Origin of the sequence: Enterobacter sp. JBIWA008 (genome assembly GCF_019968765.1) — a bacterium.
Classification (GTDB): Bacteria; Pseudomonadota; Gammaproteobacteria; order Enterobacterales; family Enterobacteriaceae; genus Enterobacter.
In genome coordinates, this window is sequence record NZ_CP074149.1 from 401,624 (window position 1) to 422,904 (window position 21,281).

Genomic DNA, 21,281 nt, shown 5'->3' on the forward strand with positions numbered 1-21,281 from the left:
GCTTTCCAGAATAATAATTGATGTATTTAATGAATTAATCTGAAATAAAAAGGGAGTGAACATTCACTCCCTTTATTCACTGATTAATTCACGGCATCAACCCATTGCGCTTTCGCGAAGTCGGGCTTTCAGCTTGTTATATTCGTCAATCACATACTGTTCCGCAGCGTGCTGATCCGCAATCGGCTCCACGCGTACGGCGCAGTATTTATACTCCGGCGTTTTGGTTATCGGGCTTAAGTTCTCCGTCACCAGCTCGTTACAGGCGCCAATCCACCACTGGTAGGTCATATAGACCGCACCTTTGTTCGGACGATCGCTGACCTGCGCACGGGTAATGATCCGGCCTTTGCGCGAGCTCACCCACACCAGCGCTTCGTCCTCAATGCCGAGGCGCTCTGCGTCGGCGGTGTTGATTTGCGCGTAGCCCGGTTCGTCCGCCAGCGCGGCCAGCGCGGCACAGTTACCCGTCATCGAACGGCAGGAGTAGTGGCCCACTTCACGCACGGTGGAGAGCACCATCGGATACTCGTCGGTGAGTTTATCGATTGGCGCGACCCAGTCGCAGGTGAAGAACTGCGCCAGCCCGTTCGGGGTGTCGAACTTCTCTTTAAAGAGGTATGACGTTCCCTGATCGGTCTCTGACACATCCCGACACGGCCACTGGATGTATCCCAGCTCACCCATTTTTTCATAGGTTGCCCCATAAAAGTCCGGACACAGACTGCGCAACTCGTCCCAGATCTCCTGAGTGTTGTTGTAGTGCATCGGGTAACCCATACGAGTGGCGATTTCGCTGATGATCTGCCAGTCCGTTTTCAGGTCCCACTTCGGCTCGACCGCCTTAAAGAAGCGCTGGAAGCCGCGGTCTGCCGCCGTGTAGACGCCTTCATGCTCGCCCCAGGAGGTCGACGGTAAAATCACATCCGCTGCCGCTGCGGTTTTGGTCATGAAGATATCCTGGACAATCACCAGTTCCAGATCCTCAAACCCTTTGCGCACCGCAGACAGCTCGGCGTCGGTCTGGAGCGGATCTTCACCCATGATGTAGGCCGCACGCACTTCGCCGTGCGCCGCGCGGTGCGGCAGCTCGCTGATGCGATATCCGGTGTGTTCCGGCAGGCTTTCCACGCCCCAGGCCTTCGCGAACTTGGCGCGGTTTTCCGGGAACTTCACGTACTGGTAGCCCGGGTAGGTGTCCGGCAGCGCGCCCATATCGCAGGCACCCTGGACGTTATTCTGACCACGTACCGGGTTGACGCCGACGTGCGCTTTACCCAGATTGCCGGTCAGCATCGCGAGACTCGTCAGAGAACGTACCGTTTCCACGCCCTGATAGAACTGGGTCACGCCCATGCCCCACAGGATGGCGGCGGTTTTCGCCCCGGCATACATCCGTGCCGCCTGGCGGATCTCCTGCGCGCTGACGCCAGTGATTGTTTCCACCGACTCTGGCGTATAGCCTTCGACAATTTTCCGATACTCTTCAAAGCCTTCCGTACGGGTTGCGACAAACGCCTGGTCGTACAGATTCTCTTCAATAATGACGTGCCCCATTGCGTTCAACAGCGCGATGTTCGAGCCGTTTTTCAACGCGATGTGCATATCCGCAATGCGCGCGGTTTCAATTTTGCGCGGATCGCAGACGATGATTTTCGCCCCGTTCTGTTTGGCGCGAATAACGTGGTTCGCGACGATAGGGTGAGAATCCGCCGGGTTATAACCAAAGATGAAGACGAGATCGGTGTTATCTATCTCGTTGATGGCATTACTCATTGCGCCGTTACCGACCGACTGGTGCAGACCTGCAACCGATGGGCCGTGTCAGACGCGAGCGCAGCAGTCGACGTTATTGGTACCAATAACGGCGCGCGCGAATTTTTGCATCACATAGTTGGTTTCATTCCCCGTCCCGCGTGAAGAGCCGGTGGTCTGAATCGCATCCGGGCCATACTTGGCCTTGATGGCGCTCAGGCGCGTGGCGACGTAATCCAGCGCCTCGCTCCAGGATACGGCTTCCAGCTTGCCGCCGCGCTCGCGGCGTATCATAGGGGTTTTCAGGCGCGGGGTGAGGATTTGGGTATCGTTAATAAAATCCCAGCCGTAGTAACCTTTCAGGCATAGCGTGCCCTGGTTGGTTTTCCCCTGTGCGGCCTCTGCCCGGACGATTTTGCCGTTATCGACCACCAGGTGGATCTTGCAACCTGAGGCACAATAAGGGCAAACCGTGACGACTTTTTTCATCAGTCTGCTCCAGTTAATCGAATCATTCGCACCCACTATGCAGCTTCTATGCCATGTTTTTTGTATGGGTATACCCTGACTTTACGGTCCCTTCGCGGTGAAAACCCTGACAAAAAGCAGCGAATCGTCAAAATTGACGTGTCGACAGGGCGGCGGATGTGACATGGGTTGAATTTCCGTCACTGAAAAAACCATTTGACTGGAGCCAGCGGCAGAATGGTTCAGACTTAATATAATCCCCTGACGGAAGCATACGATGAAACCGGCGATTCTGGTGGTAGATGACGATACGGCAGTCTGCGAACTGCTTCAGGACGTGCTGAGCGAGCACGTCTTTAGCGTGCTTGTCTGCCATAGCGGCCAGGATGCACTGCGGCAGGTACAGCAGGAGCCGAATATCGCGCTGGTGCTGTTGGATATGATGCTGCCGGATATCAACGGTCTGCAGGTTTTGCTGCAGCTGCAAAAGCAGCGCCCGGCGCTACCGGTTGTGATGTTAACCGGGCTGGGGAGTGAGTCAGACGTGGTGGTGGGGCTGGAGATGGGGGCAGATGATTATATTGGCAAACCGTTCAACCCGCGCGTGGTGGTCGCCCGCGTTAAAGCGGTATTGCGCCGTACGGGCGTGCTGGCGGCAGAAGCCCCCGCAGCGCCCGTCGCGGGCATTGCGTTTAACGGATGGACGCTTGATACCACCCGCTGCGAGCTGAGCGATCCGCAGCGTAATACCGTGCCCTTAACCCAGGGCGAGTACGGCCTGCTGCTGGCGCTCACGCAAAATGCCCGTCGGGTGCTGAGCCGTGACCGGCTGCTCGAGCTGACCCACAGCGAAAGCGCGGACGTGTTTGACCGCACGATTGACGTGCTGATCATGCGCCTGCGCCGGAAAATAGAGGCTAATCCGCATCAGCCTGCGCTTATCAAAACGATCCGCGGGTTGGGTTACGTGTTTGCCACCGATGTGAGCCGGCCCGAACAGGCGGCATAAACGTTACGTTATCGCCGGAACAATGATGGCGGCAAAAATTGCCACGATGCACAGATACTTGAGGGCGTAATAGGCCTTACGGTTCCTTTTTTTCAGACGCTGTCCTCGTTCGCGGCCCGCATGCACGTATTTAAAAATACGGTTAATGCCGCCAGTGCTGTCATTCTCGTCATTCGGTGAGCTGGCTGCAGACATCAGCGTGGTTCCCACCCAATGGTTAACCGCCTGCGCCCAGCGCCATTTCATCGGGCGCTCAATATCACAGAAAAGAATAATGCGCGTTTGATCCGATTTATTCTCTGCCCAGTGGACGTAGGTCTCATCAAAAATAACGGCTTCACCATCCCGCCAGCTGTGGCGCTGCCTGTCGACTTCAATAAAGCAGCGATCGTCATTCGGTGTAAATAAGCCCAGATGGTAACGAACCGAGCCCGCATACGGATCCCGGTGCTTGCCAAGCTTCGCACCCGCCGGCAGCTCGGCAAACATGGCCGCTTTCACCGAGGGGATTTCACTCACCAGCCGGGTCGTCACCGGGCATAAAGACTGCGCGGAGGGATGGGCATCGGCATACCATTTCAGATAAAAACGTTTCCAGCCGCGTTTAAAAAAGGTGTTAAAGCCAGCGTCGTTATTATTTTGCGCAGCCTTAATATGATGCTGCAAACGCAGGGCCTCTTCGCGAATAACCTGCCAGTTTTCCGTAAGCTTATTTAATTCCGGGAAGCGTTCTGTTTCAAAGAAAGGCTGCCTGGCGGGCAGGGAAGAAAACGCCGTCATAAACATATTGATGGGTGCCATAAACGTCGAATGGTCAAAGAGCTGACGAGAAAGCGTCTGTTTTTCTTTGCCGCGTGAATGCGCATAAATAACGCTGATAATGAAAATACCGATGATGATTGCTGCGAACATTTTTCCCTTGTCCTCTTTCTATCTCATTTCGGAAAAGCGTGCGGACAGAGTGCTGTCCACGCCGAATATGCCAGATGGAGAGAGTGTAGTTCGGGGAGAAAAAATTCATAGAACTGTAATGAAAAATAGCAATTATTGTTAAATTAAACGCTCTCGCGAATAAACGCCTGCAGCTCGGCCAGCGTTTTTGCGCCATCAATCGCATTGGCGGCCAGCAGGCTTGCCCGCGCGCAGGCGTGTGCCAGATAAATGCTCTCTGTCAGCGGCAGCGATTCATGGCAGCCGTATAAAAAGCCTGCGCAAAAGGCATCGCCCGCGCCGACGCTGCCGATAATCTCTTCCTGCTCCAGCATCCATGACTGGATCCAGCGACCTTCCTCACCGCGTGCTTCTCCCCATGCTCCTTCCGAACAGTGGATCACCACCCGCTGGCGAACGCCGGCAGCCAGCAGCTGCGCCGCGGCCTCTGCGATGTGCGCGATGTGCGGAGCGTCGTTTTCGTCACGCATTGTCAGGCCGCTAAACTCCCCGGCTTCCAGCTCGTTAATCACCAGATAATCAAGATGGCGCAGGGCAGGGAGCACCAGCGGCTGATAGCGCGGGTCGCCCTTGCGGGAAACCAGATCGAGCGATGTTTCATACCCCTGGTCGCGCATCTGCGCCAGCAGCCGCGCGCTGCGGGTGCCAAACTCGTCATCGGGCATATCCAGGCTATCGAGCAGCAGCAGGTAGCCGAGATGGAAGATCTTCATCGATCCGTCTAAGCGATCGAAGGCGGGGAGATCCAGCAGGCGGTTGGCGCCCGGCGAGTGGAAAAAGGTGCGTTGTCCGCTGGGATCGGTCATCACCTGCGACATGGAGGTCGGTGCAAAGGTGGTGCGCTGAACCCGCTGGCGGTTGACATGGTACTGGTCGAGCATCGCCAGGATGTAATCCCCGTCGGCATCTTCGCCAATCAGCCCCACCGCCTGCAGCGGCAGTCCAACGTGCATTTTCGCCAGCGTCAGCAGCACGTTGAGCGGCGCGCCGCCGGTTGAGCGTTCGCTGTGGGTAATTTCCGCCAGCCAGCCGCGCTCCGGCCACTGAACGATCTGGTGGACGTGATCCACCAGCATGTTGCCTGCGGCGATGATGCCTTTGCGTTCCATTATGCCTGCCCCGCGCTGCCGAAGATGCGCATCTGTTCGGCGACCGTATCGGCAATCGCCTCTTCTATCCCCAGCAGCAGCTCGGCAAATTCATCGTACAGCGGCAGGCGGTTCGCCATGCGCTGCTCAACGGCGGCGAGCGCGGCCTGCGACATGCCGGTATAGAAGTTGATTTTATGAATACCGAGCTCAATGGCGCGGCGGAAATCAGCATCGCTAATCCCGGAGCCGCCGTGTAAAACCAGCGGAAGCCCCGTCTGCTGGCGAATGGCGTCCAGGCGCGGGAAATCGAGCTTCGGCTCGCCTTTATACTTTCCGTGCGCGTTGCCGATGGCGACGGCCAGAGCGTCAATGCCGGTAGAATCGACAAATTCCCGCGCCAGCTGCGGGTCGGTAAAGAAGGCTTCATCCGCATGACCGTACAGCGCGCCGCCCTCATCGCCACCGACCGCGCCCAGCTCCGCCTCCACCGACACGCCGACCGCGTGGCACATCTTCACCACCTCCCGCGTCTGGCGTATGTTCTCCTCATAGCTCAGCGTAGAGCCGTCGAACATCACCGAGCTGAACCCTAAGCGCAGGGCGCGCACGACGGCGTCAAAATGCAGGCCGTGGTCGAGGTTGAGCACCACGGGAATATCGTGACGGGCGGCTTCGAACTTAACCGCTTCGACAAGCGAATCCAGAGACACGTACTTAAAATGCACTTCGGCGATGTTGATGATAAACGGCGAGCGTTCCTGCTTCGCGGCGGCGAACAGCGCGTGCAGGAAGTGGGAGTCGAGCACGTTAAACGCGCCGAGCGCGTAGCGATGCGCCCTGGCGTGCTCCAGACCGTCGGCAAGAGAGATCAATGGCATCATTTACTCCTTATATCCGGAACAGGTTGTACTCGTTGCACAGCACCAGCAGCGCCGGTTCGTCTTCTTCGATGTTGTTATAGCGGGCCACGGGCTGCAAAAAGTGGTTATCGTGCTCGTCGTCGTTTACCGATGACACCTCCCCGACCAGCACGTCGCCGAAGCCGCGTTCGCCCCAGAAACTGTGGTACAGAGCAGGTGTCAGGCAGATGCTTTCCCCTGGCGTGAGGCGCAGCTGGCTGCCGGGCGCATGGGTTTGACGGCAGCCGTCGACGGTGACCGTCACGTCGGTGTTTTCCTTCTCTTCATGCGCCCCGGCATTCCATAACTCAATAATCAGATTCCCGCCGCCCCGGTTGATGATGTCCTCCCGCTTGCGCCAGTGAAAATGCATCGGCGTCACCTGGCCGTCGCGCACGTGCATAATTTTTTCGGCATAGCACTTTTCATAAGGCACGCCGTTGGGCGAGCCGTTGCGCAGGGTAAACAGCGTCAGGCCCTCAGCGGCAAAGCTGTTGCCGCCGAACGCCGTCACATCCCAGCCGAGCTTGAGATCGAACACCTCCTGCCATGCGGCCTGGTCAAGCTGCTGCCATTTTGTGGGCGGGAAGCTGGCAAACGGCGGGAGGTGAACGTCGTGCATAGAAAAAAACTGTCGCGTGTGGCCGAGAATTTCATTGATGTCGGAGCGTTTCATGGGGACTCCTTGAAAACGGTTCCCTCTCCCTGCGGGAGAGGGAAAAGGATCATTTAACCGTCCAGCCCTTATACGTGCCGACGTTCTTTTTATCGATCATCGTCACCGGGATCAGCACAGGCGCTTTCGGCGCGGGTTTGCCCTGTAGAATGTCATAGCCGATCTCCACCGCTTTTGCCGCCATGACCTGCGGATCCTGCGCCGGGGTTGCAACAAACAGCGAGTTTTCGCGCTTCAGCGCTTCCTCACCGTCCGGGCTGCCATCCACGCCGACGATAAAGAACTCGTTGCGCTGGGCCTGCTTCGCGGCCAGATCGGCACCGATCGCCGTCGGATCGTTAATCGCAAACACGCCGTCGATCTTCGGATTGGCCGCCAGCAGGGAGGTCATAACTTCCAGACCGCCTTCACGGCTGCCCTTGGCGTTTTGGTTATCCGAGAGCACCTTGATATCCGGATGTTTTTTAAATTCCGTCTGGCAACCTTCCACGCGGTTTTGCACCGCAGAGACCGGCGGTCCGTTGATGATCACCACGTTGCCTTTGCCTTTCAGGCGGTCGGTAATGTACTTACAGGCCATTTCGCCCGCCTGGGTGTTATCGGAGGTGATGGTCGCATCCGCCCCTTCCGCCGCCACGTCAACCGCAACGACCACGATCCCGGCGTCCTTCGCGCGCTTCACCGCCGGGCCGATCCCTTTTGAGTCCGCGGCGTTGAGGATGATCATGTCCACCTTCGCGGCGATGAAGTTATCGATCTGCGCCACCTGCTGGCCCAGATCGTACCCGCTGGAAACCAGCGTCACCTTGACGTTATCGCCTGCCAGCTTGCGCGCTTCCAGCTCGGCACCTTTGGTGATCTGCACGAAGAACGGGTTAGCCAGGTCGCCCACCGTCACGCCGATGGACTTCAGATCTTTTGCCTGCACAAACGGCGTTGCGGCAAGCAGCGCGCCAGCACAGAGCGCGGTCACTAACGGTTTCAAACGCATATTGTTTTCCTCGAAGCTGTAGGGTTTTGTTGTTATGCACTTTGATGGTGTCGGGTACGGTATTTGTCGATCAGCACCGCTATGATGATCACCGCCCCTTTGATCACCAGCTGCCAGAAGTAGGAGACGCCCATCAGCGTCATGCCGTTATTGAGGGTGGCGATGATCAGCGCCCCCACCAGCGTGCCGGTGATCGTGCCGATCCCGCCGACGAAGCTGGTGCCGCCGAGGATCACCGCCGCAATTGCATCCAGCTCGTAGCCCGTGCCGAGGTTGCCGTTGGCGCTGTAGAGGCGCGAGGCGCTCATGACGCCGCCAAGCCCGGAGAGCAGGCCGCTCATGCCGTAGACAAACAGCAGCACCAGCCAGACCTTAATGCCGGTCAGTCGCGCCGCCTGCATGTTGCCGCCCACCGCGTAGATGTGGACGCCGAGCGTGGTGCGGCGCAGGATGAACCAGCAGATAGCAATGACCGCCAGCGCGATCACCACCAGCCACGGAATCGGGCCGAGGTAGTTATTGCCGATCCACTCGAAGCTGATGTTGGAGTTAATAACCGTCGTGCCGTCGGCCAGCAGATACGCCGCGCCGCGCAGTGCCGTATAGGTGCCGAGCGTGACGATAAAGGGCGGCAGCCCGGCAAAGGCCACCAGCGCGCCGTTAAACAGGCCCAGCACCATGCCGAGCATCAGCGCGGCAGGGATTGAGAGCATGGCGAACTCAGGAATAAGCGAGACCACCATCGCCGCTACCGCCGTGGTCCCCAGAATCGAGCCCACGGAGAGGTCAATCCCGCCGGTCAGGATGATGAAGGTCATTCCCGCCGCCAGCACGATGTTGATCGACGCCTGACGGGTGATGTTGAGCAGGTTGCTCTCGGTGAAGAAGTTCGGGGCGATAAAGCCAAATACCGCCACAATCAGGATAAGAATCGGCAGGATGCCGACAGTTTGCATCAGATCGCTCATCAGCATTTTTTTGGCGGAGGCGGATTTCGCCACCTGCTGCGGATGGGTTGGAGTTGTCATGATTGCACCGCCTGATGATGAGTGTCGTTCACGCCGGTTGCCAGCGTCATAATATTTTCCTGAGAGATGTCGCGCCCGTGAAGCTCGCCCGCGATGCTGCCTTCCCGCATCACGTAGACCCGATCGCTCATGCCCACCACTTCCGGCAGCTCGCTGGAGATCATTAAAATCGCCACCCCTTTACGGGCCATCTGGTTCATGATGCGGTAGATCTCGCTTTTCGCTCCGACGTCCACGCCGCGCGTGGGTTCGTCCAGAATCAGAATGCGCGGCCCGATGGCCACCCAGCGGGAGATCAGCAGCTTTTGCTGGTTGCCGCCGGACAGGCCGCCCGCGCGCACCTGCGAATGCGGTACGCGGATGTTAAGCAGGGCGATAGCGTCATCGGAAATGGCCTGCGCTTTTTTGCGGTTTAGCATGCCGAAGGTGGCGTCGCGCTCCAGCGTCGCCATGGTGATGTTCTCCTGCGCCGCCAGCTCCAGAAACAGCCCCTGCTCCTTGCGGTTTTCGGTGAGAAAACCGATGCCGTTTTCGATGGCCGCGCGCGGGGAGTGGATCACCACCGGCTCGCCGTCGACCTCAATCATGCCGCCGGTGGCTTTACGCACGCCGAAGATGAGCTGCGCCAGCTCGGAGCGCCCGGCCCCCACCAGGCCCGCCAGCCCGACGATTTCTCCTGAACGCACCTGCAGGCTGCAAGGATGTACTTTTTTACCGTCGGTGAGGTGGTGGACGTTGAGGCGCGGGCTGCCGAGGGGAATATCACGCTCTTTGTTGAACAGGTCGCTTAACGGGCGGCCCACCATCATGCGCACCAGCTCAGAGGCGTTCAGCCTGTCGCGCGTCAGGCTGCCGACGTACTGCCCGTCACGCAGAACGCTGACGCGGTCAGAGAGTTCATACACTTCCGCCATGCGGTGGCTGATATAGACGATCGCCATCCCTTCATCGCGCAGGCGCAAAATCAGTTCAAACAGGCGATGCGTTTCCCGCGAGGAGAGGGCGGCGGTGGGTTCATCCATCACCAGAATGCGGCTGTTGCGGTGCAGCGCGCGGGCAATTTCCACCTGCTGCTGTTCGGCAATGGTCAGCTTCATCACCAGGTCGGTGGCATTGAACTGCGCGCCGAGGCGGTCAATCACCGTCTGCGCCTGGGCGGCCATCTCTTTGCGCTGGACCATCCCGCCGCGCGACAGCTCGCTGCCAAGAAAGATATTTTCGGCAACGGTCAGATTGGGCGCGAGCTGCATCTCCTGATAAATCAGGGTAATGCCTGCGGCCAGAGCATCTTTCGGCCCTTTAATGTGAAACGGCTGACCGTCGATCAGGATCTCACCGCTGGTGGCGGTATAGGCTCCCGCGAGGATTTTCATCAGCGTGCTTTTTCCCGCCCCGTTTTCCCCCATCAGCGCGTGGATCTCTCCGGGGAAGACCGTCAAATCTACACCCTTGAGCGCGTGGAAACTGCCAAACGTTTTGGCAATGCTGCGCATCTCTAATACCGGGGTTCTGCTCATGGCGGATCTCCTGCGAATGCCGATATCTGCACTTCATCACAGGTACGTAAATGCAAAATGTCAGAAGCTGTTCATATTTGTCATAGTTATGAATAGCTAATCGCCATCACATTTTCCTTTTCCCTCACCCTGTGGGAGAGGGCCAGGGTGAGGGCAGCAAACCGCACAGGAGCCTCAATCCATGCCATCACGCCGCCCTCCGTTTTTCGCCAGCGCCCGCGGTCGCCTGCTGATATTTAATCTGCTGGTGGTCGCCGTGACGCTGATGGTGAGCGGCGTGGCGGTGCTCGGCTTTCGTCACGCCAGTCAAATCCAGGAGCAGGTGCAGCAGCAAACGCTGGATGACATGACCGGCAGCATGAACCTGGCTCGTGATACCGCAAACGTGGCGACGGCGGCGGTGCGGCTTTCGCAGGTCGTCGGGGCGCTGGAGTACAAAGGCGAAGCCGAGCGCCTGAAGCAGACGCAAATGGCGCTGCGCCGCTCGCTGGAACAGCTTGCTGAGGCGCCGCTGGCGCAGCAGGAGCCAGCCCTGGTGGCGCGTATTATTCAACGAAGCAATGAGTTACGGCAGAGCGTGACGGAGATGCTTGAGCGCGGACAGCGACGCCATCTGGAACGTAACGCGCTGCTGAGCTCGCTGTATCAAAGCCAGAGCTATCTGCGCCATCTGCAGGACATCAACCGCCGTTACGACAGCAACGTACCGGATGCGCAGCAGCTGATGGAGATGGACCGGCTGATCGCCGCCGCCATTGACACCCCTTCGCCGCGCGCGACCGTTCAGCAGCTGGACGCCGTGGCCGCAGCGCTGCCCCGGCGTGCCGTACAGCCGGTCGTGAAGGAGGTACTGCCTGATTTTAATGCCGAGTTAGGCAAGCTCGCCCCGCTGTCGAAGGAGCTTGAAGAGAGCGATCTGGCGATAAGCTGGTATATGTTCCACATCAAGGCGCTGGTGGCGATCCTCAACAGCGACATTAATCAGTACGTCGGGCAGGTGGCGCAGGCCTCCCGGCTTCGCACGGCCCAGAGTCATCACGAGCTGCAGTCCATAAGCGTGTTTATCAGCATCTTCGCCGTGCTGGCGCTGATCATCACCGGGTGCGCCTGCTGGTATATCTACCGCAATCTCGCCTCTAACCTGACGGCCATTTCCCGGGCGATGTCGCGCCTTGCTCACGGCGAACAGGATGTCTCCGTTCCTGCCCTCCAGCGGCGCGATGAGCTGGGTGAGCTGGCGCGCGCGTTTAACGTGTTTGCCCGTAATACCGCCTCGCTTGAGCACACCACGCGCCTGCTGAAAGAGAAAACCACGCAGATGGAGATCGACCGCGTTGAGCGTCAGGGGCTGGAAGAGGCGCTGCTGCACAGCCAGAAGATGAAGGCGGTCGGACAGCTGACCGGCGGGCTGGCGCATGATTTTAACAACCTGCTGGCGGTGATCATCGGCAGCCTTGAGCTCACCGACCCCGAATCGAAAGACGCGTCGCGCATTACCCGGGCGCTGAAGGCGGCCGAGCGTGGTGCCTTACTGACGCAGCGCCTGCTGGCGTTTTCCCGCAAGCAATCCCTGACGCCGCATGCGGTAGAGATGCTGCCGCTGCTGGAGAACCTCCGGGAACTGATGCGCCATTCCCTGCCCGCCACCCTGACCCTGGAGATTGAAGCGCAAACCCCGGCGTGGCCCGCCTGGATAGACGTCAGCCAGCTGGAAAACGCCATCATCAACCTGGTGATGAACGCGCGCGATGCGATGGAAGGGCAAAGCGGGGTGATTAAAATTCGCACCTGGAATCAGCGCGTCACGCGCAGCGACGGGCGCAGGCAGGATATGGTGGCGCTGGAGGTCATTGACCGCGGCAGCGGCATGTCGCAGGAGGTAAAATCCCGGGTCTTTGAACCGTTCTTCACCACCAAGCAGACCGGAAGCGGAAGCGGGCTGGGCCTGTCGATGGTCTATGGGTTTGTGCGCCAGTCCGGTGGTCGCGTAGAGATCGAAAGCGCGCCGGGGCAGGGAACGACCGTTCGGCTTCATCTCCCGCGCTCGGTGCTGCCTGCCGCTGCTGCTGCTGAAGTGCGGTCTGCCACCGCCACCGCCTCCGCCGATAGCGAGCGGCTGGTGCTGGTGCTGGAAGATGAGGCGGATGTCCGTCAGACCCTGTGCGAGCAGCTTCATCAGCTTGGCTATCTGACGCTGGAAGCGGACAACGGCGAGCAGGCGCTGAATATGCTGGCGGCGTCACCGGATATTGGCATGTTTATCAGCGACCTGATGCTGCCCGGCAGCCTCAGCGGCGCCGAGGTGATTAACCACGTGCGCAGCCATTATCCGCAGCTTCCGGTGCTGCTGATCAGCGGCCAGGATTTACGGCCCGCGCATAACCCTCAGCTGCCGGACGTCCAGCTACTGCGTAAGCCGTTTACGCGGGTGCAGCTGGCGCAGGCGCTGCGCAAGGTCATGGTAATTTGAGATTCCTCCGCTACCCCGGCTTCACGCCGTTCATTATCGTAAGGCCAGTTCACCCGCGAGTCTGGCCTTATGAAACGTTACTCAACTGCTCTGTTATTTGGTCTGCTGTCACTCACCAGCCAGCTGGCTCATGCCGATATTGTTGATGATGCTATTGGCAACATTCAGCAGGCGATCAACGATGCCTATAACCCCAGCAGCAGCCGCAGCAATGATGACGACGATCGTTATGACCGCAGTCGTCAAATCGACAGTCGACAATACGACGATCGTCGTCGGCAGCTTGAAGACAGACGCCGCCGTCTGGACGAGCGTCAGCGTCAGCTGGATGACGATCGCCGTCGGTTAGAAGAGGATGAGCGCAGGTTAGAAGACGATTACGATCGAGGCTAAGTGCGGCCTGCTGCCCTCTCCCATGGGAGAGGGAGAAAACCTAATCCAGCACCAGCACCATCCCGTCATAGCCCGCTTCTATGCCCTGCGGCAGCGGGTTATCCATCATCCACACGTCAAACTGATGGCTGATATGCGTCAGGATCGCCTGCGGGCAGCCAATCGCCTCGTTTAACGCAATCACGGTATTTAAGTCGCAATGGTTTCGCGGCGTCTCGTCGCGCGGTTCATGGCTGCAGTCGATAATCATCGCCTGCGGCTGGTTGTTGAGCAGGAACTTCACCGTTTTTTCCGGCAATCCGGCGGTATCGGAAAGCCAGGCCACGCGGCTGTGGGCCGATTCCAGCAAATACCCGAAGGTAAGTTTCGAATGGTTGAGCGGCAGCGGCGTGACCCGCAAACCCTGAAGCTCAAACATCACAAACGGTTCGACCGTGTGGCTGAAATCCAGAATGCCGGGGTGTTTAAACAGGTCGTCGCATCCGGCGTCGTCCGGCGGACCGTAAACCGGAATGGTCGCCCCCACGCCCCAGCGCAGGGGGAACAGCCCCTGAACGTGATCCATATGGTAATGGGTGAGCAAAAACTGCTGGAAGCTGCCCGCCGGCCAGTCGTCCATCAGGTGCGGAATGCCCGCGTCCAGCAGCGTTACCGCGTCGTTGAATTTGACCACCGCGCTGCAGGGGCGACGGCGAAAGCTGTCCTGCAGGCGCGCCCGTCGGCAGGCCGCGCAGTCGCAGCCAAAGACCGGCACCAGCTGTGCCCCTCCCGTCCCCGTCAACGTCATTGTCAGACTCATAACGCACCTCTACAGCGGTTTGGTGAATCGAAAATGGCTCTGCGTGTATCCTTCACGAACGTAAAAACGGTGCGCGTCGGCGCGCTTCACGCTGGTGGAAAGTTCAGTGAGTTCAGCGCCAGCCTGCCGCGCAACGTCCTCTGCCCAGGCCAGCAGCTGGCTCCCCACCTTTAGCCCACGCGCCTGCGGCATCACCACCAGCTCCTGGATCTCGCCGATCCAGCGAGCATGATGCAGGTGGAACTGCATGTGCAGACCGATCATGCCGATGACCTGTCCGTCAAACTCGGCAAGCTGGTAGCGCATGTTGCGATCCTGCAGATTGGCAAGATAGCCCGCGTGAAAAGCCTGGCGATCGAACTCTGCTTGCTTCAGTTCGCAGATCAGGGCATAGACAATCTGCGCATCGTCGGCGGTGGCGGGGCGAAGCTTGCAGTCAGGCATGCTGTTTCTCCTTCTGACGGATAAGCGATAAAAAGGTGTCGACTGACTGTAGCAAACTTCCGTCGTTATTGAGGATGTGGCAGTCCGACGGGGCATAGCGGGCCGCCCGCTCAAGCCGCTGATCGATCTCACGGGCTGATTCACGCCCCCGGCTTTGCAACCGGCTGCGCAGGACGTCCGGCGAAACCTGCAGGCAGACCGGCAGCAGGGCCGCCTCATAGCGGGCGCGCGCTTGTGGCAGATGCGCGCGCGAGCCGTTAACCAGCACGTCGAACCCCGCATGCAGCCACAGATCGGTCTCGATGCCGATCCCATAGTAATAACCGTTGGCATGCCAGCTCAGCGCCAGCAGGTTTTGCCCGGCGCGGGTGAAAAACTCCTGCTCGCTCAGGGCGATATGGTTTTCACTCCCGGCATTGGCCGCGCGGGTAATATAGCGATGCGCGACCAGCAGCTGCGGATGTTCCCGCTGCCGTAAGGCGGACAGCAGGCTGTCCTTACCGGAGCCCGATGGCCCCATTAACCAGATGAGCCTTCCCATCAGAATACCCTTTTTCCCTGACGCCAGACGTGGTCGATATGAACGTGCTCGCCCTTGCGGTGGGCGAGTACCAGATCCGCGCGTTTACCCTCCGCGATTTCCCCGCGATCCTGAAGATTGAGCGCCGAGGCCGGGTTTTTCGTCACCAGCCGAATCGCCTGGGGCAGCGTGAAGCTGTTTCCCTCGTCGTCGGCCACCCGGAACGCCGCATCCAGCAGGCTGGCGGGGTAGTAGTCGGACGAAAGAATATCCAGCAGACCAAGCGAGGCAAGCCTGCTTGCCGCCACGTTGCCGGAGTGCGAGCCGCCGTGCACGATGTTCGGTGCGCCCATCAGCACGCTCATGCCGTGCCTGCGGGAGGCTTCAGCCGCTTCAAGCGTGGTGGGAAATTCGGCGATCGCGCTGCCAAGCTGGTGGGATTCGAGCACGTGATCGTGCGTGGCGTCGTCATGGCTGGCCAGCGCGATATTGCGGTCACGACACATCGCGGCAATAGCGAGACGGTTCGGCTGCGACCACCGTGCCGCAAGCGCCAGCTGTTCTTCTTCGTAGCGCGCCATCTCGGCGTCGCTGAGAGAATATTTGCCCTGATAGTATTCGCGATATTTTTCAATATTGGCGAACTGGCGCTGCCCCGGCGAGTGGTCCATCAGGGAGACCAGCGAGACCGGCTCGCGGCCGACCAGTTTTTCAAAGAGCGGCAGGGTAGTGTGGTGCGGCAGTTCGCAGCGCAGGTGCAGACGATGCTCGGCGCGGTTGAGGCCGCGTTTTTGCGTCTCTTCTACCGCGTTGATCATCTTCTCCAGATTTTCCAGGCGATCGCCGCCGTCGCGCACGTCGCCAATCGCCACCGCGTCCAGCACGGTGGTGATGCCGCTGGCGACCATCAGCGCGTCATGGCTGCTCATCGCCGAATGGGCAGGCCAGTCGACCTTCGGACGCGGGGTGAAAAATTTGTCCAGATTGTCGGTATGCAGTTCAATCAGCCCCGGCAGCAGCCAGCCGCCTTCACCGTCCATCGCTTCAGGGGTACGGCTTTGGGTTTCGGCAAAGGCGCGAATAACGCCTTCATGGACTTCAACCGAGCCATTAACGACTTCATTTTCCAGCACCAGCCTGACGTTATTGATAATCATGCGTAGACCCCCATCGGGTGCAGTCTGTCCGCCACGCGGCTGCGTACGGCGTCGTCGTGGAAGATCCCGACGATCGCCGCGCCGCGCGCTTTGGCCTGTTCGATCAGCTCCACCACGGCGGCGCTGTTTTTACCGTCGAGCGAGGCGGTGGGTTCATCCAGAAGTAAAATCGGGTAGTCGACGATAAAACCGCGGGCGATATTGACGCGCTGCTGCTCGCCGCCGGAAAAGGTCGACGGGGCAAGGTGCCACAGGCGTTCAGGCACGTTGAGGCGCGTCAGCAGGCTGGCGGCTTTGGCGGCGCAGGCTTCGCGCGGCACGCCGAGATGCAGCAGGGGCTGCATCACCACGTCCAGGGCGGAGATCCGCGGGATCACCCGCAGAAACTGGCTCACCCAGCCGATCGTCGTGCGGCGCACTTCCAGCACTTTACGCGCGGGGGCCTGCACCAGATCGACCCACTCTTCATTGTGGCGAATGTGAATGTGGCCTTCGTCCGGCAGATAGTTGGCGTACAGGGAGCGTAGCAGGGTGGATTTTCCGCTGCCGGAATGGCCGTGCAGCACCACGCATTCGCCGCTGCTGACCTCTAACGAGGCATTTTGCAGCACCGGCAGGCGCACGCCGTTTTGCTGGTGGAGCACAAAGGTCTTACTTACGTTTTCTACGCGGATCATGTTGGCCTCTTAATTCTGCAATACGGACGACACCAGCAGCTGAGTGTACGGATGATGAGGATCGTCGAGCACCCGGTCGGTTAACCCACTTTCCACCACCTGGCCCTGCTTCATCACCAGCAGACGGTCCGCCAGCAGGCGCGCAACGCCTAAATCGTGGGTGACAATCACCACCGCGAGGTTCAGTTCCACCACCAGACCGCGCAGCAGGTCGAGCAGGCGCGCCTGCACGGAGACGTCCAGCCCGCCGGTGGGTTCATCCATAAACACCAGCTTCGGATGGGTGACCAGGTTGCGCGCAATCTGCAGGCGCTGCTGCATCCCGCCGGAGAAGGTTGTCGGCAGGTCGTCGATGCGCGAGGCGGGGATTTCCACCTCTTCCAGCCAGTGCTGGGCGGTGGCGCGGATGTTGCCGTAGTGGCGCGCGCCGGTGGCCATCAGGCGTTCGCCGATGTTGCCCCCCGCGGAGACCTGACGGCGCAGGCCGTCCATCGGGTGCTGATGCACCACGCCCCACTCGGTGCGCAGCAGGCGGCGGCGCTCGGCCTCGCTCATGCCGTACAGCGAGGCGCCTTCATACAAAATGTCGCCGTTCTGCGGCGTCAGGCGCGCGGAGATGGACTTCAGCAGGGTGGTTTTGCCGGAGCCGGACTCGCCGACGATCCCCAGCACTTCGCCCGGCCACAGCTCGAACGACACGTCGCTAAAGCCTTTGCCCGGCGCATACAGGTGAGTCAGGTGATTAACCGAAAGCAGCGGTTTCATTGGCTATTCGCCTCGCTCTGTTGGCGGCAGTAATCGGTGTCGGAGCAGACAAACATCCGTTTGCCCGTATCGTCCAGCACCACTTCGTCCAGATAGCTGTGTTTGGATCCGCAGATGGCGCACGGCTCGTCCCACTCCTGCACCGTAAACGGGTGATCGTCGAAATCCAGGCTTTCCACGCGGGTGTAAGGCGGTACGGCGTAGATGCGTTTCTCGCGCCCGGCGCCGAACAGCTGCAGGGCGGGCATCATGTCCATCTTCGGGTTATCGAATTTCGGGATCGGTGACGGGTCCATCACGTAGCGCCCGTTCACCTTCACCGGGTAGGCGTAAGTGGTGGCGATATGGCCGAAGCGGGCGATATCCTCATACAGTTTCACCTGCATGACGCCGTACTCTTCCAGGGCGTGCATGGTGCGGGTTTCCGTTTCTCGCGGCTCGATAAAGCGCAGCGGCTCCGGGATCGGCACCTGGAAAATCAAAATCTGATCTTCGGTGAGCGGGGTTTCCGGGATGCGGTGACGGGTCTGGATCAGCGTTGCGTCTTCGGTTTTTTCGGTGGTATTGACGCCGGTGACGCGCTGGAAAAAGCTGCGAATCGACACGGCGTTGGTGGTGTCGTCGGCGCCCTGGTCGATGACCTTCAGCACGTCCGCCTCGCCGATCACGCTGGCGGTAATTTGAATACCGCCCGTGCCCCAGCCATAGGGCATCGGCATTTCGCGGCCGCCGAACGGCACCTGATAGCCCGGAATGGCCACCGCTTTGAGGATGGCGCGGCGGATCATGCGTTTGGTTTGCTCATCCAGATAGGCAAAGTTGTAGCCGCTTAAGTTAGCCATTTTTGCGCTCCCGTTGCAGGCGTTTCAGCAGTTCCAGTTCGGCCTGGAAATCGACGTAGTGCGGCAGCTTGAGGTGCGAGACAAAACCGGCGGCCTCAACGTTGTCCGCGTGGGCCAGCACAAACTCTTCGTCCTGCGCCGGGCCAGCAACGTGTTCGCCGTAGTCAGGCGCCTGGAGTGCGCGGTCAACCAGCGCCATTGCCATCGCCTTGCGTTCGCCGAGGCCGAATACCAGCCCGTAGCCTCGGGTAAAGTGCGGGTCTTCGTCTTCCGGGGCGACGAAACCGTTCACCATTTCACACTCGGTCATCAGCAGTTCGCCGACGTTCACCGTAAAACCCAGCTCTTCCGGCACGATTTCAACGTCGATATAGCCGCTGCGAATTTCGGCCGCAAACGGGTGGTTACGCCCGTAGCCGCGCTGGGTGGAGTAGGCCAGCGCCAGCAGATAGCCTTCGTCGCCGCGCATCAGCTGCTGCAGGCGCGACGAGCGCGAGCACGGGTAAACCGGCGGCGTGCGGGTGATGTCATCCGGCTGCGCGCCTGAGTCTTCTTCCGCCTTCGCCAGGCCCTGTTTCGCCAGCAGGCTGAAGACGTGCGGAGACGGTTCTTGTTCGGCGTCGGAGGTGCTCAGCTGCGGCGCTTCGCCGTTCGCCAGCAGGGTAAAATCCAGCAGGCGATGGGTGTAGTCGTAGGTTGGGCCAAGCAGCTGGCCGCCGGGGATGTCTTTATAGACGGCGGAAATTCGACGCTCAAGGCGCATCTCCGCCGTATTCACCGGCTTGCTGACTGCCAGACGGGGAACGGTGGTGCGCCAGGCGCGCAGCAGGAAAATGGCTTCCACGCTGTCGCCGCTGGCCTGCTTCAGGGCCAGCGCCGCCAGCTCGCGATCGGCGATGCCGCCTTCGGTCATCACTCGGTCGACGGCGAGGTTTAGCTGCTGCTCAATCTGGGCGACGCTCAGCTCGGGAAGCCGTTCATCGCCCCGTCGTCTGTGCGCCTGCAGCGCATGGGCGGCGGCGATGGCCTTCTCGCCCCCTTTGACGGCAACGTACATCAGCACACCTCCACGTGGGTGGTCCGCGGGATCGCCAGCAGGCGCTCGCCGCAGGTCAGGATCAGGTCAATGCCCAGCGGGAACGGGTGCGGGCGTTCGGTCAGCTCGTGAATGATGCACTCCGGCAGCTGCGGCGCGACCATGCGCTCGTCGGCGATGCCTGCGCCCGTGAGGCGCAGCATGCGGCCGCCGCTCAGGCTGGAGACCTGCAGAATCAGCGTGGCACTGGTCTCCGGGGCGACCGAGCTGCCTTCGCTCAGGGCATTGAGCTGTTCGTGGCTGATTTGTTCATCGGCCACGGCAAAGATTGCCTGCTGGGGCTGATCGACCAGCGGAGCGCCGGTGTGAAAACGCAGGTTCTGGCTGGCGATATCGTTCAACAGCGCACCCGAAAGCCATACAGGGGTGTCGTTGTCGGCAAGCGTCAGCAGCACGCTGGTGGTCGCCAGATTCAGCGGCAGCCAGCCCTGGGAGAGCTGGTGCAGCGAGACGATCGCGCCCGGCTCGCTCATCGCTTTCAGCAGGCGACGAAAACTGTGTTGGGCATCCTGGACGGCCAGGGTAAAAGCAGGTTGAAGCGTCATGCGTTGTCTCCGCGAACGAGCGTAAAGAAGTCGACCCGGCTGGTGTTCACTTCGGCCTGACGTGCGGCAATGCGCGCGGCGCGGCCGGCTTCCAGCGGGGCAATAAGGGTTTCCATTAACGACTGGAAATAGGGTTGTTCCTGTAAAAGCGCGTCGATCACCGCGCAGCGCTCGGCGTGCGCCTTATCGCGCCCCAGCACGTAGCTGTAGCCCAGCGTGCCGCTGTTCAGGCGGATCGCCGCGCGGGTGAGGGTGGCGTCTCCGGCGAAAAAGCGCTCGCCGGTGCCGCCCATGCGCGCCTGGATCTGAACGAGGCCGATCTCCGGAGCGCGAAGGGTGTCGTAGTCTGGCGTCAGGCTGAGCGCGTTCATGCGGGCAGCCAGCGCAGCAGGCTGGCTGTGGGCCAGCACGCGCATCCAGCGCTGTCGGGTGGAGGTGTCGAAGTGCATTCAGTGCTCCATGGTGAATTCGATCATGTCGGCGCGGGTCAGGCTGACGGAGTATTCCGTCGCGTCGATCTCGCCGTCACGGTGGTTGAGGGTGCGTACGCAGAGCAGCGGGGCCATATTGGGAATTTCGAGCACCTTGCTCTCTTTCGCCTGCGCGCGACGGGCGCTGATGCGCGTCTGGGTGCGCTTGAGCGCAATGCCTGTCGCATCCTGAAGAAAGTCATGCAGCGAGCCGCTGGAGAAATGCTGTAGCACGGGCCAGAGGGCGAGATCCGCGAAGTAGTGGTCTATCTGGCACACCGCCACGCCGTTGACGCGGCGCAGGGTGCGCAGGTGAATGACGTTATCGCCCTCCTGAATACCCAGCGCGTCCGCCACGTGGCTGGAGGCCGGGCGCAATACCGAGAGCAGCTTTTCGCTGGTCGGGTGGCTGCCCTGATCCAGCAGGTTCTGGCTAAAGCGCGCCTGGGCGTTAAGCGGGTAGTCGAACGGGCGCATCAGCACCAGCACGCCCACGCCCTGACGGCGCTGGACCCAGCCGCGCTCGACCAGCTGGTCAATGGCGCGACGCAGCGTGTGGCGGTTCACTTCATAGCGGTCGGCAAGCTGCTGCTCCGCGGGCAGATAGTCTCCGCAGCGGTAGTGCGTACGCAGCTCCACTTCGAGCTTTGCCGCAATCTCTTGCCAGCGGGTCGGGTAACTGGTCGGATGTCTGGATAAGTGCATAGAAAACAAAGCC

Annotated in this window: 22 protein-coding genes; 3 read left to right on the forward strand and 19 right to left on the reverse strand. The window is 60.2% G+C overall.

Annotated features, from left to right (window positions below; translation table 11 throughout):
- Positions 1–96: 96 nt before the first annotated feature.
- Positions 97–2,244, reverse strand: a complete 2,148-nt coding sequence (gene fdhF, locus KGP24_RS01910) for a formate dehydrogenase subunit alpha (protein WP_223562197.1) — start codon at positions 2,242–2,244, stop codon at positions 97–99.
- Between the two features lie 256 nt (positions 2,245–2,500).
- On the opposite strand from fdhF, the gene KGP24_RS01915 reads away from it, so the two are divergent.
- The gene (locus tag KGP24_RS01915) at positions 2,501–3,232 is read left to right on the forward strand and encodes a response regulator transcription factor (RefSeq protein WP_223562198.1); all 732 of its coding nucleotides are present in this window, start codon (positions 2,501–2,503) and stop codon (positions 3,230–3,232) included.
- A gap of 3 nt (positions 3,233–3,235) precedes the next feature.
- Here KGP24_RS01915 and lpxO read toward each other — a convergent pair whose 3' ends face one another.
- The 7 genes from lpxO to KGP24_RS01950 form a co-directional block, all read right to left on the reverse strand.
- A complete protein-coding gene (gene lpxO / locus KGP24_RS01920) occupies positions 3,236–4,144 on the reverse strand; it encodes a lipid A hydroxylase LpxO (protein WP_223562199.1) in 909 nt (302 codons plus the stop codon).
- Between the two features lie 143 nt (positions 4,145–4,287).
- The gene (locus KGP24_RS01925; protein ID WP_223562200.1) at positions 4,288–5,292 is read right to left on the reverse strand and encodes a carbohydrate kinase family protein; all 1,005 of its coding nucleotides are present in this window, start codon (positions 5,290–5,292) and stop codon (positions 4,288–4,290) included.
- On the reverse strand, positions 5,292–6,152 hold the full coding sequence (locus KGP24_RS01930) for a ketose 1,6-bisphosphate aldolase (RefSeq protein ID WP_223563440.1): 861 nt from the start codon (positions 6,150–6,152) through the stop codon (positions 5,292–5,294). The genes KGP24_RS01925 and KGP24_RS01930 overlap by 1 nt, the downstream gene beginning before the upstream one ends.
- A 10-nt stretch (positions 6,153–6,162) precedes the next feature.
- Positions 6,163–6,849: a D-lyxose/D-mannose family sugar isomerase gene (locus KGP24_RS01935; protein WP_223562201.1), complete on the reverse strand. Its 687-nt coding sequence runs from the start codon at positions 6,847–6,849 to the stop codon at positions 6,163–6,165.
- Between the two features lie 49 nt (positions 6,850–6,898).
- Positions 6,899–7,840 (reverse strand): ABC transporter substrate-binding protein, encoded by a 942-nt coding sequence (locus tag KGP24_RS01940; RefSeq protein WP_045143063.1) that lies wholly within the window; start codon positions 7,838–7,840, stop codon positions 6,899–6,901.
- A 32-nt stretch (positions 7,841–7,872) separates the two neighbouring features.
- A complete protein-coding gene (locus KGP24_RS01945) occupies positions 7,873–8,868 on the reverse strand; it encodes a ribose ABC transporter permease (RefSeq protein WP_032662554.1) in 996 nt (331 codons plus the stop codon).
- Positions 8,865–10,385, reverse strand: a complete 1,521-nt coding sequence (locus tag KGP24_RS01950; RefSeq protein WP_223562202.1) for a sugar ABC transporter ATP-binding protein — start codon at positions 10,383–10,385, stop codon at positions 8,865–8,867. The genes KGP24_RS01945 and KGP24_RS01950 overlap by 4 nt, the downstream gene beginning before the upstream one ends.
- A 181-nt stretch (positions 10,386–10,566) precedes the next feature.
- On the opposite strand from KGP24_RS01950, the gene KGP24_RS01955 reads away from it, so the two are divergent.
- A complete protein-coding gene (locus KGP24_RS01955; RefSeq protein WP_223562203.1) occupies positions 10,567–12,855 on the forward strand; it encodes an ATP-binding protein in 2,289 nt (762 codons plus the stop codon).
- Between the two features lie 69 nt (positions 12,856–12,924).
- A complete protein-coding gene (gene yjdP / locus KGP24_RS01960; protein WP_033144428.1) occupies positions 12,925–13,248 on the forward strand; it encodes a DDRRRQL repeat protein YjdP in 324 nt (107 codons plus the stop codon).
- Between the two features lie 40 nt (positions 13,249–13,288).
- Here the strand turns inward: yjdP and phnP are convergent, their stop codons facing one another.
- Genes phnP through phnF form a run of 11 tightly spaced genes read right to left on the reverse strand, consistent with a single transcriptional unit; the run spans position 13,289 to position 21,268 of the window.
- Entirely contained in the window at positions 13,289–14,047 is a 759-nt protein-coding gene (phnP, locus tag KGP24_RS01965) for a phosphonate metabolism protein PhnP (RefSeq protein WP_223562204.1), read from the reverse strand.
- Between the two features lie 9 nt (positions 14,048–14,056).
- On the reverse strand, positions 14,057–14,491 hold the full coding sequence (gene phnO, locus KGP24_RS01970; protein ID WP_223562205.1) for an aminoalkylphosphonate N-acetyltransferase: 435 nt from the start codon (positions 14,489–14,491) through the stop codon (positions 14,057–14,059).
- Positions 14,484–15,035 (reverse strand): ribose 1,5-bisphosphokinase, encoded by a 552-nt coding sequence (gene phnN, locus KGP24_RS01975; protein ID WP_223563441.1) that lies wholly within the window; start codon positions 15,033–15,035, stop codon positions 14,484–14,486. Before phnN ends, phnO begins: the two co-directional genes overlap by 8 nt.
- Positions 15,032–16,168, reverse strand: coding sequence for an alpha-D-ribose 1-methylphosphonate 5-triphosphate diphosphatase (gene phnM / locus KGP24_RS01980; RefSeq protein WP_223562206.1), 1,137 nt, complete (start codon positions 16,166–16,168; stop codon positions 15,032–15,034). Before phnM ends, phnN begins: the two co-directional genes overlap by 4 nt.
- Positions 16,165–16,845 carry a phosphonate C-P lyase system protein PhnL gene (gene phnL / locus KGP24_RS01985; protein WP_223562207.1) on the reverse strand — a complete coding sequence of 227 codons (681 nt, stop codon included), beginning with the start codon at positions 16,843–16,845 and terminating at the stop codon, positions 16,165–16,167. The genes phnM and phnL overlap by 4 nt, the downstream gene beginning before the upstream one ends.
- A gap of 9 nt (positions 16,846–16,854) precedes the next feature.
- A complete protein-coding gene (phnK, locus tag KGP24_RS01990) occupies positions 16,855–17,610 on the reverse strand; it encodes a phosphonate C-P lyase system protein PhnK (RefSeq protein WP_008500057.1) in 756 nt (251 codons plus the stop codon).
- Positions 17,607–18,452, reverse strand: coding sequence for an alpha-D-ribose 1-methylphosphonate 5-phosphate C-P-lyase PhnJ (phnJ, locus tag KGP24_RS01995; protein WP_033144435.1), 846 nt, complete (start codon positions 18,450–18,452; stop codon positions 17,607–17,609). The genes phnK and phnJ overlap by 4 nt, the downstream gene beginning before the upstream one ends.
- On the reverse strand, positions 18,445–19,509 hold the full coding sequence (locus tag KGP24_RS02000) for a carbon-phosphorus lyase complex subunit PhnI (RefSeq protein ID WP_223562208.1): 1,065 nt from the start codon (positions 19,507–19,509) through the stop codon (positions 18,445–18,447). The genes phnJ and KGP24_RS02000 overlap by 8 nt, the downstream gene beginning before the upstream one ends.
- Positions 19,509–20,093: a phosphonate C-P lyase system protein PhnH gene (gene phnH, locus KGP24_RS02005; protein ID WP_223562209.1), complete on the reverse strand. Its 585-nt coding sequence runs from the start codon at positions 20,091–20,093 to the stop codon at positions 19,509–19,511. The genes KGP24_RS02000 and phnH overlap by 1 nt, the downstream gene beginning before the upstream one ends.
- Positions 20,090–20,542: a phosphonate C-P lyase system protein PhnG gene (phnG, locus tag KGP24_RS02010; protein ID WP_223562210.1), complete on the reverse strand. Its 453-nt coding sequence runs from the start codon at positions 20,540–20,542 to the stop codon at positions 20,090–20,092. Before phnG ends, phnH begins: the two co-directional genes overlap by 4 nt.
- Positions 20,543–21,268 (reverse strand): phosphonate metabolism transcriptional regulator PhnF, encoded by a 726-nt coding sequence (gene phnF, locus KGP24_RS02015; protein WP_223562211.1) that lies wholly within the window; start codon positions 21,266–21,268, stop codon positions 20,543–20,545.
- Positions 21,269–21,281 lie beyond the last annotated feature (13 nt).

What these genes read in the sequence shown, in the direction of transcription:
- phnJ (WP_033144435.1), bottom strand. Translation starts at nt 18,452, where the DNA reads ATGGCTAACTTAAGCGGCTACAACTTTGCCTATCTGGATGAGCAAACC.
- KGP24_RS01935 (WP_223562201.1), bottom strand. Translation starts at nt 6,849, where the DNA reads ATGAAACGCTCCGACATCAATGAAATTCTCGGCCACACGCGACAGTTT.
- KGP24_RS02000 (WP_223562208.1), bottom strand. Translation starts at nt 19,509, where the DNA reads ATGTACGTTGCCGTCAAAGGGGGCGAGAAGGCCATCGCCGCCGCCCAT.
- KGP24_RS01945 (WP_032662554.1), bottom strand. Translation starts at nt 8,868, where the DNA reads ATGACAACTCCAACCCATCCGCAGCAGGTGGCGAAATCCGCCTCCGCC.
- KGP24_RS01955 (WP_223562203.1), top strand. Translation starts at nt 10,567, where the DNA reads ATGCCATCACGCCGCCCTCCGTTTTTCGCCAGCGCCCGCGGTCGCCTG.
- phnG (WP_223562210.1), bottom strand. Translation starts at nt 20,542, where the DNA reads ATGCACTTCGACACCTCCACCCGACAGCGCTGGATGCGCGTGCTGGCC.
- phnK (WP_008500057.1), bottom strand. Translation starts at nt 17,610, where the DNA reads ATGAAACCGCTGCTTTCGGTTAATCACCTGACTCACCTGTATGCGCCG.
- KGP24_RS01915 (WP_223562198.1), top strand. Translation starts at nt 2,501, where the DNA reads ATGAAACCGGCGATTCTGGTGGTAGATGACGATACGGCAGTCTGCGAA.
- lpxO (WP_223562199.1), bottom strand. Translation starts at nt 4,144, where the DNA reads ATGTTCGCAGCAATCATCATCGGTATTTTCATTATCAGCGTTATTTAT.
- KGP24_RS01940 (WP_045143063.1), bottom strand. Translation starts at nt 7,840, where the DNA reads ATGCGTTTGAAACCGTTAGTGACCGCGCTCTGTGCTGGCGCGCTGCTT.
- phnM (WP_223562206.1), bottom strand. Translation starts at nt 16,168, where the DNA reads ATGATTATCAATAACGTCAGGCTGGTGCTGGAAAATGAAGTCGTTAAT.
- phnH (WP_223562209.1), bottom strand. Translation starts at nt 20,093, where the DNA reads ATGACGCTTCAACCTGCTTTTACCCTGGCCGTCCAGGATGCCCAACAC.
- KGP24_RS01950 (WP_223562202.1), bottom strand. Translation starts at nt 10,385, where the DNA reads ATGAGCAGAACCCCGGTATTAGAGATGCGCAGCATTGCCAAAACGTTT.
- phnO (WP_223562205.1), bottom strand. Translation starts at nt 14,491, where the DNA reads ATGCCTGACTGCAAGCTTCGCCCCGCCACCGCCGACGATGCGCAGATT.
- phnP (WP_223562204.1), bottom strand. Translation starts at nt 14,047, where the DNA reads ATGAGTCTGACAATGACGTTGACGGGGACGGGAGGGGCACAGCTGGTG.
- phnL (WP_223562207.1), bottom strand. Translation starts at nt 16,845, where the DNA reads ATGATCCGCGTAGAAAACGTAAGTAAGACCTTTGTGCTCCACCAGCAA.
- KGP24_RS01925 (WP_223562200.1), bottom strand. Translation starts at nt 5,292, where the DNA reads ATGGAACGCAAAGGCATCATCGCCGCAGGCAACATGCTGGTGGATCAC.
- KGP24_RS01930 (WP_223563440.1), bottom strand. Translation starts at nt 6,152, where the DNA reads ATGCCATTGATCTCTCTTGCCGACGGTCTGGAGCACGCCAGGGCGCAT.
- phnF (WP_223562211.1), bottom strand. Translation starts at nt 21,268, where the DNA reads ATGCACTTATCCAGACATCCGACCAGTTACCCGACCCGCTGGCAAGAG.
- yjdP (WP_033144428.1), top strand. Translation starts at nt 12,925, where the DNA reads ATGAAACGTTACTCAACTGCTCTGTTATTTGGTCTGCTGTCACTCACC.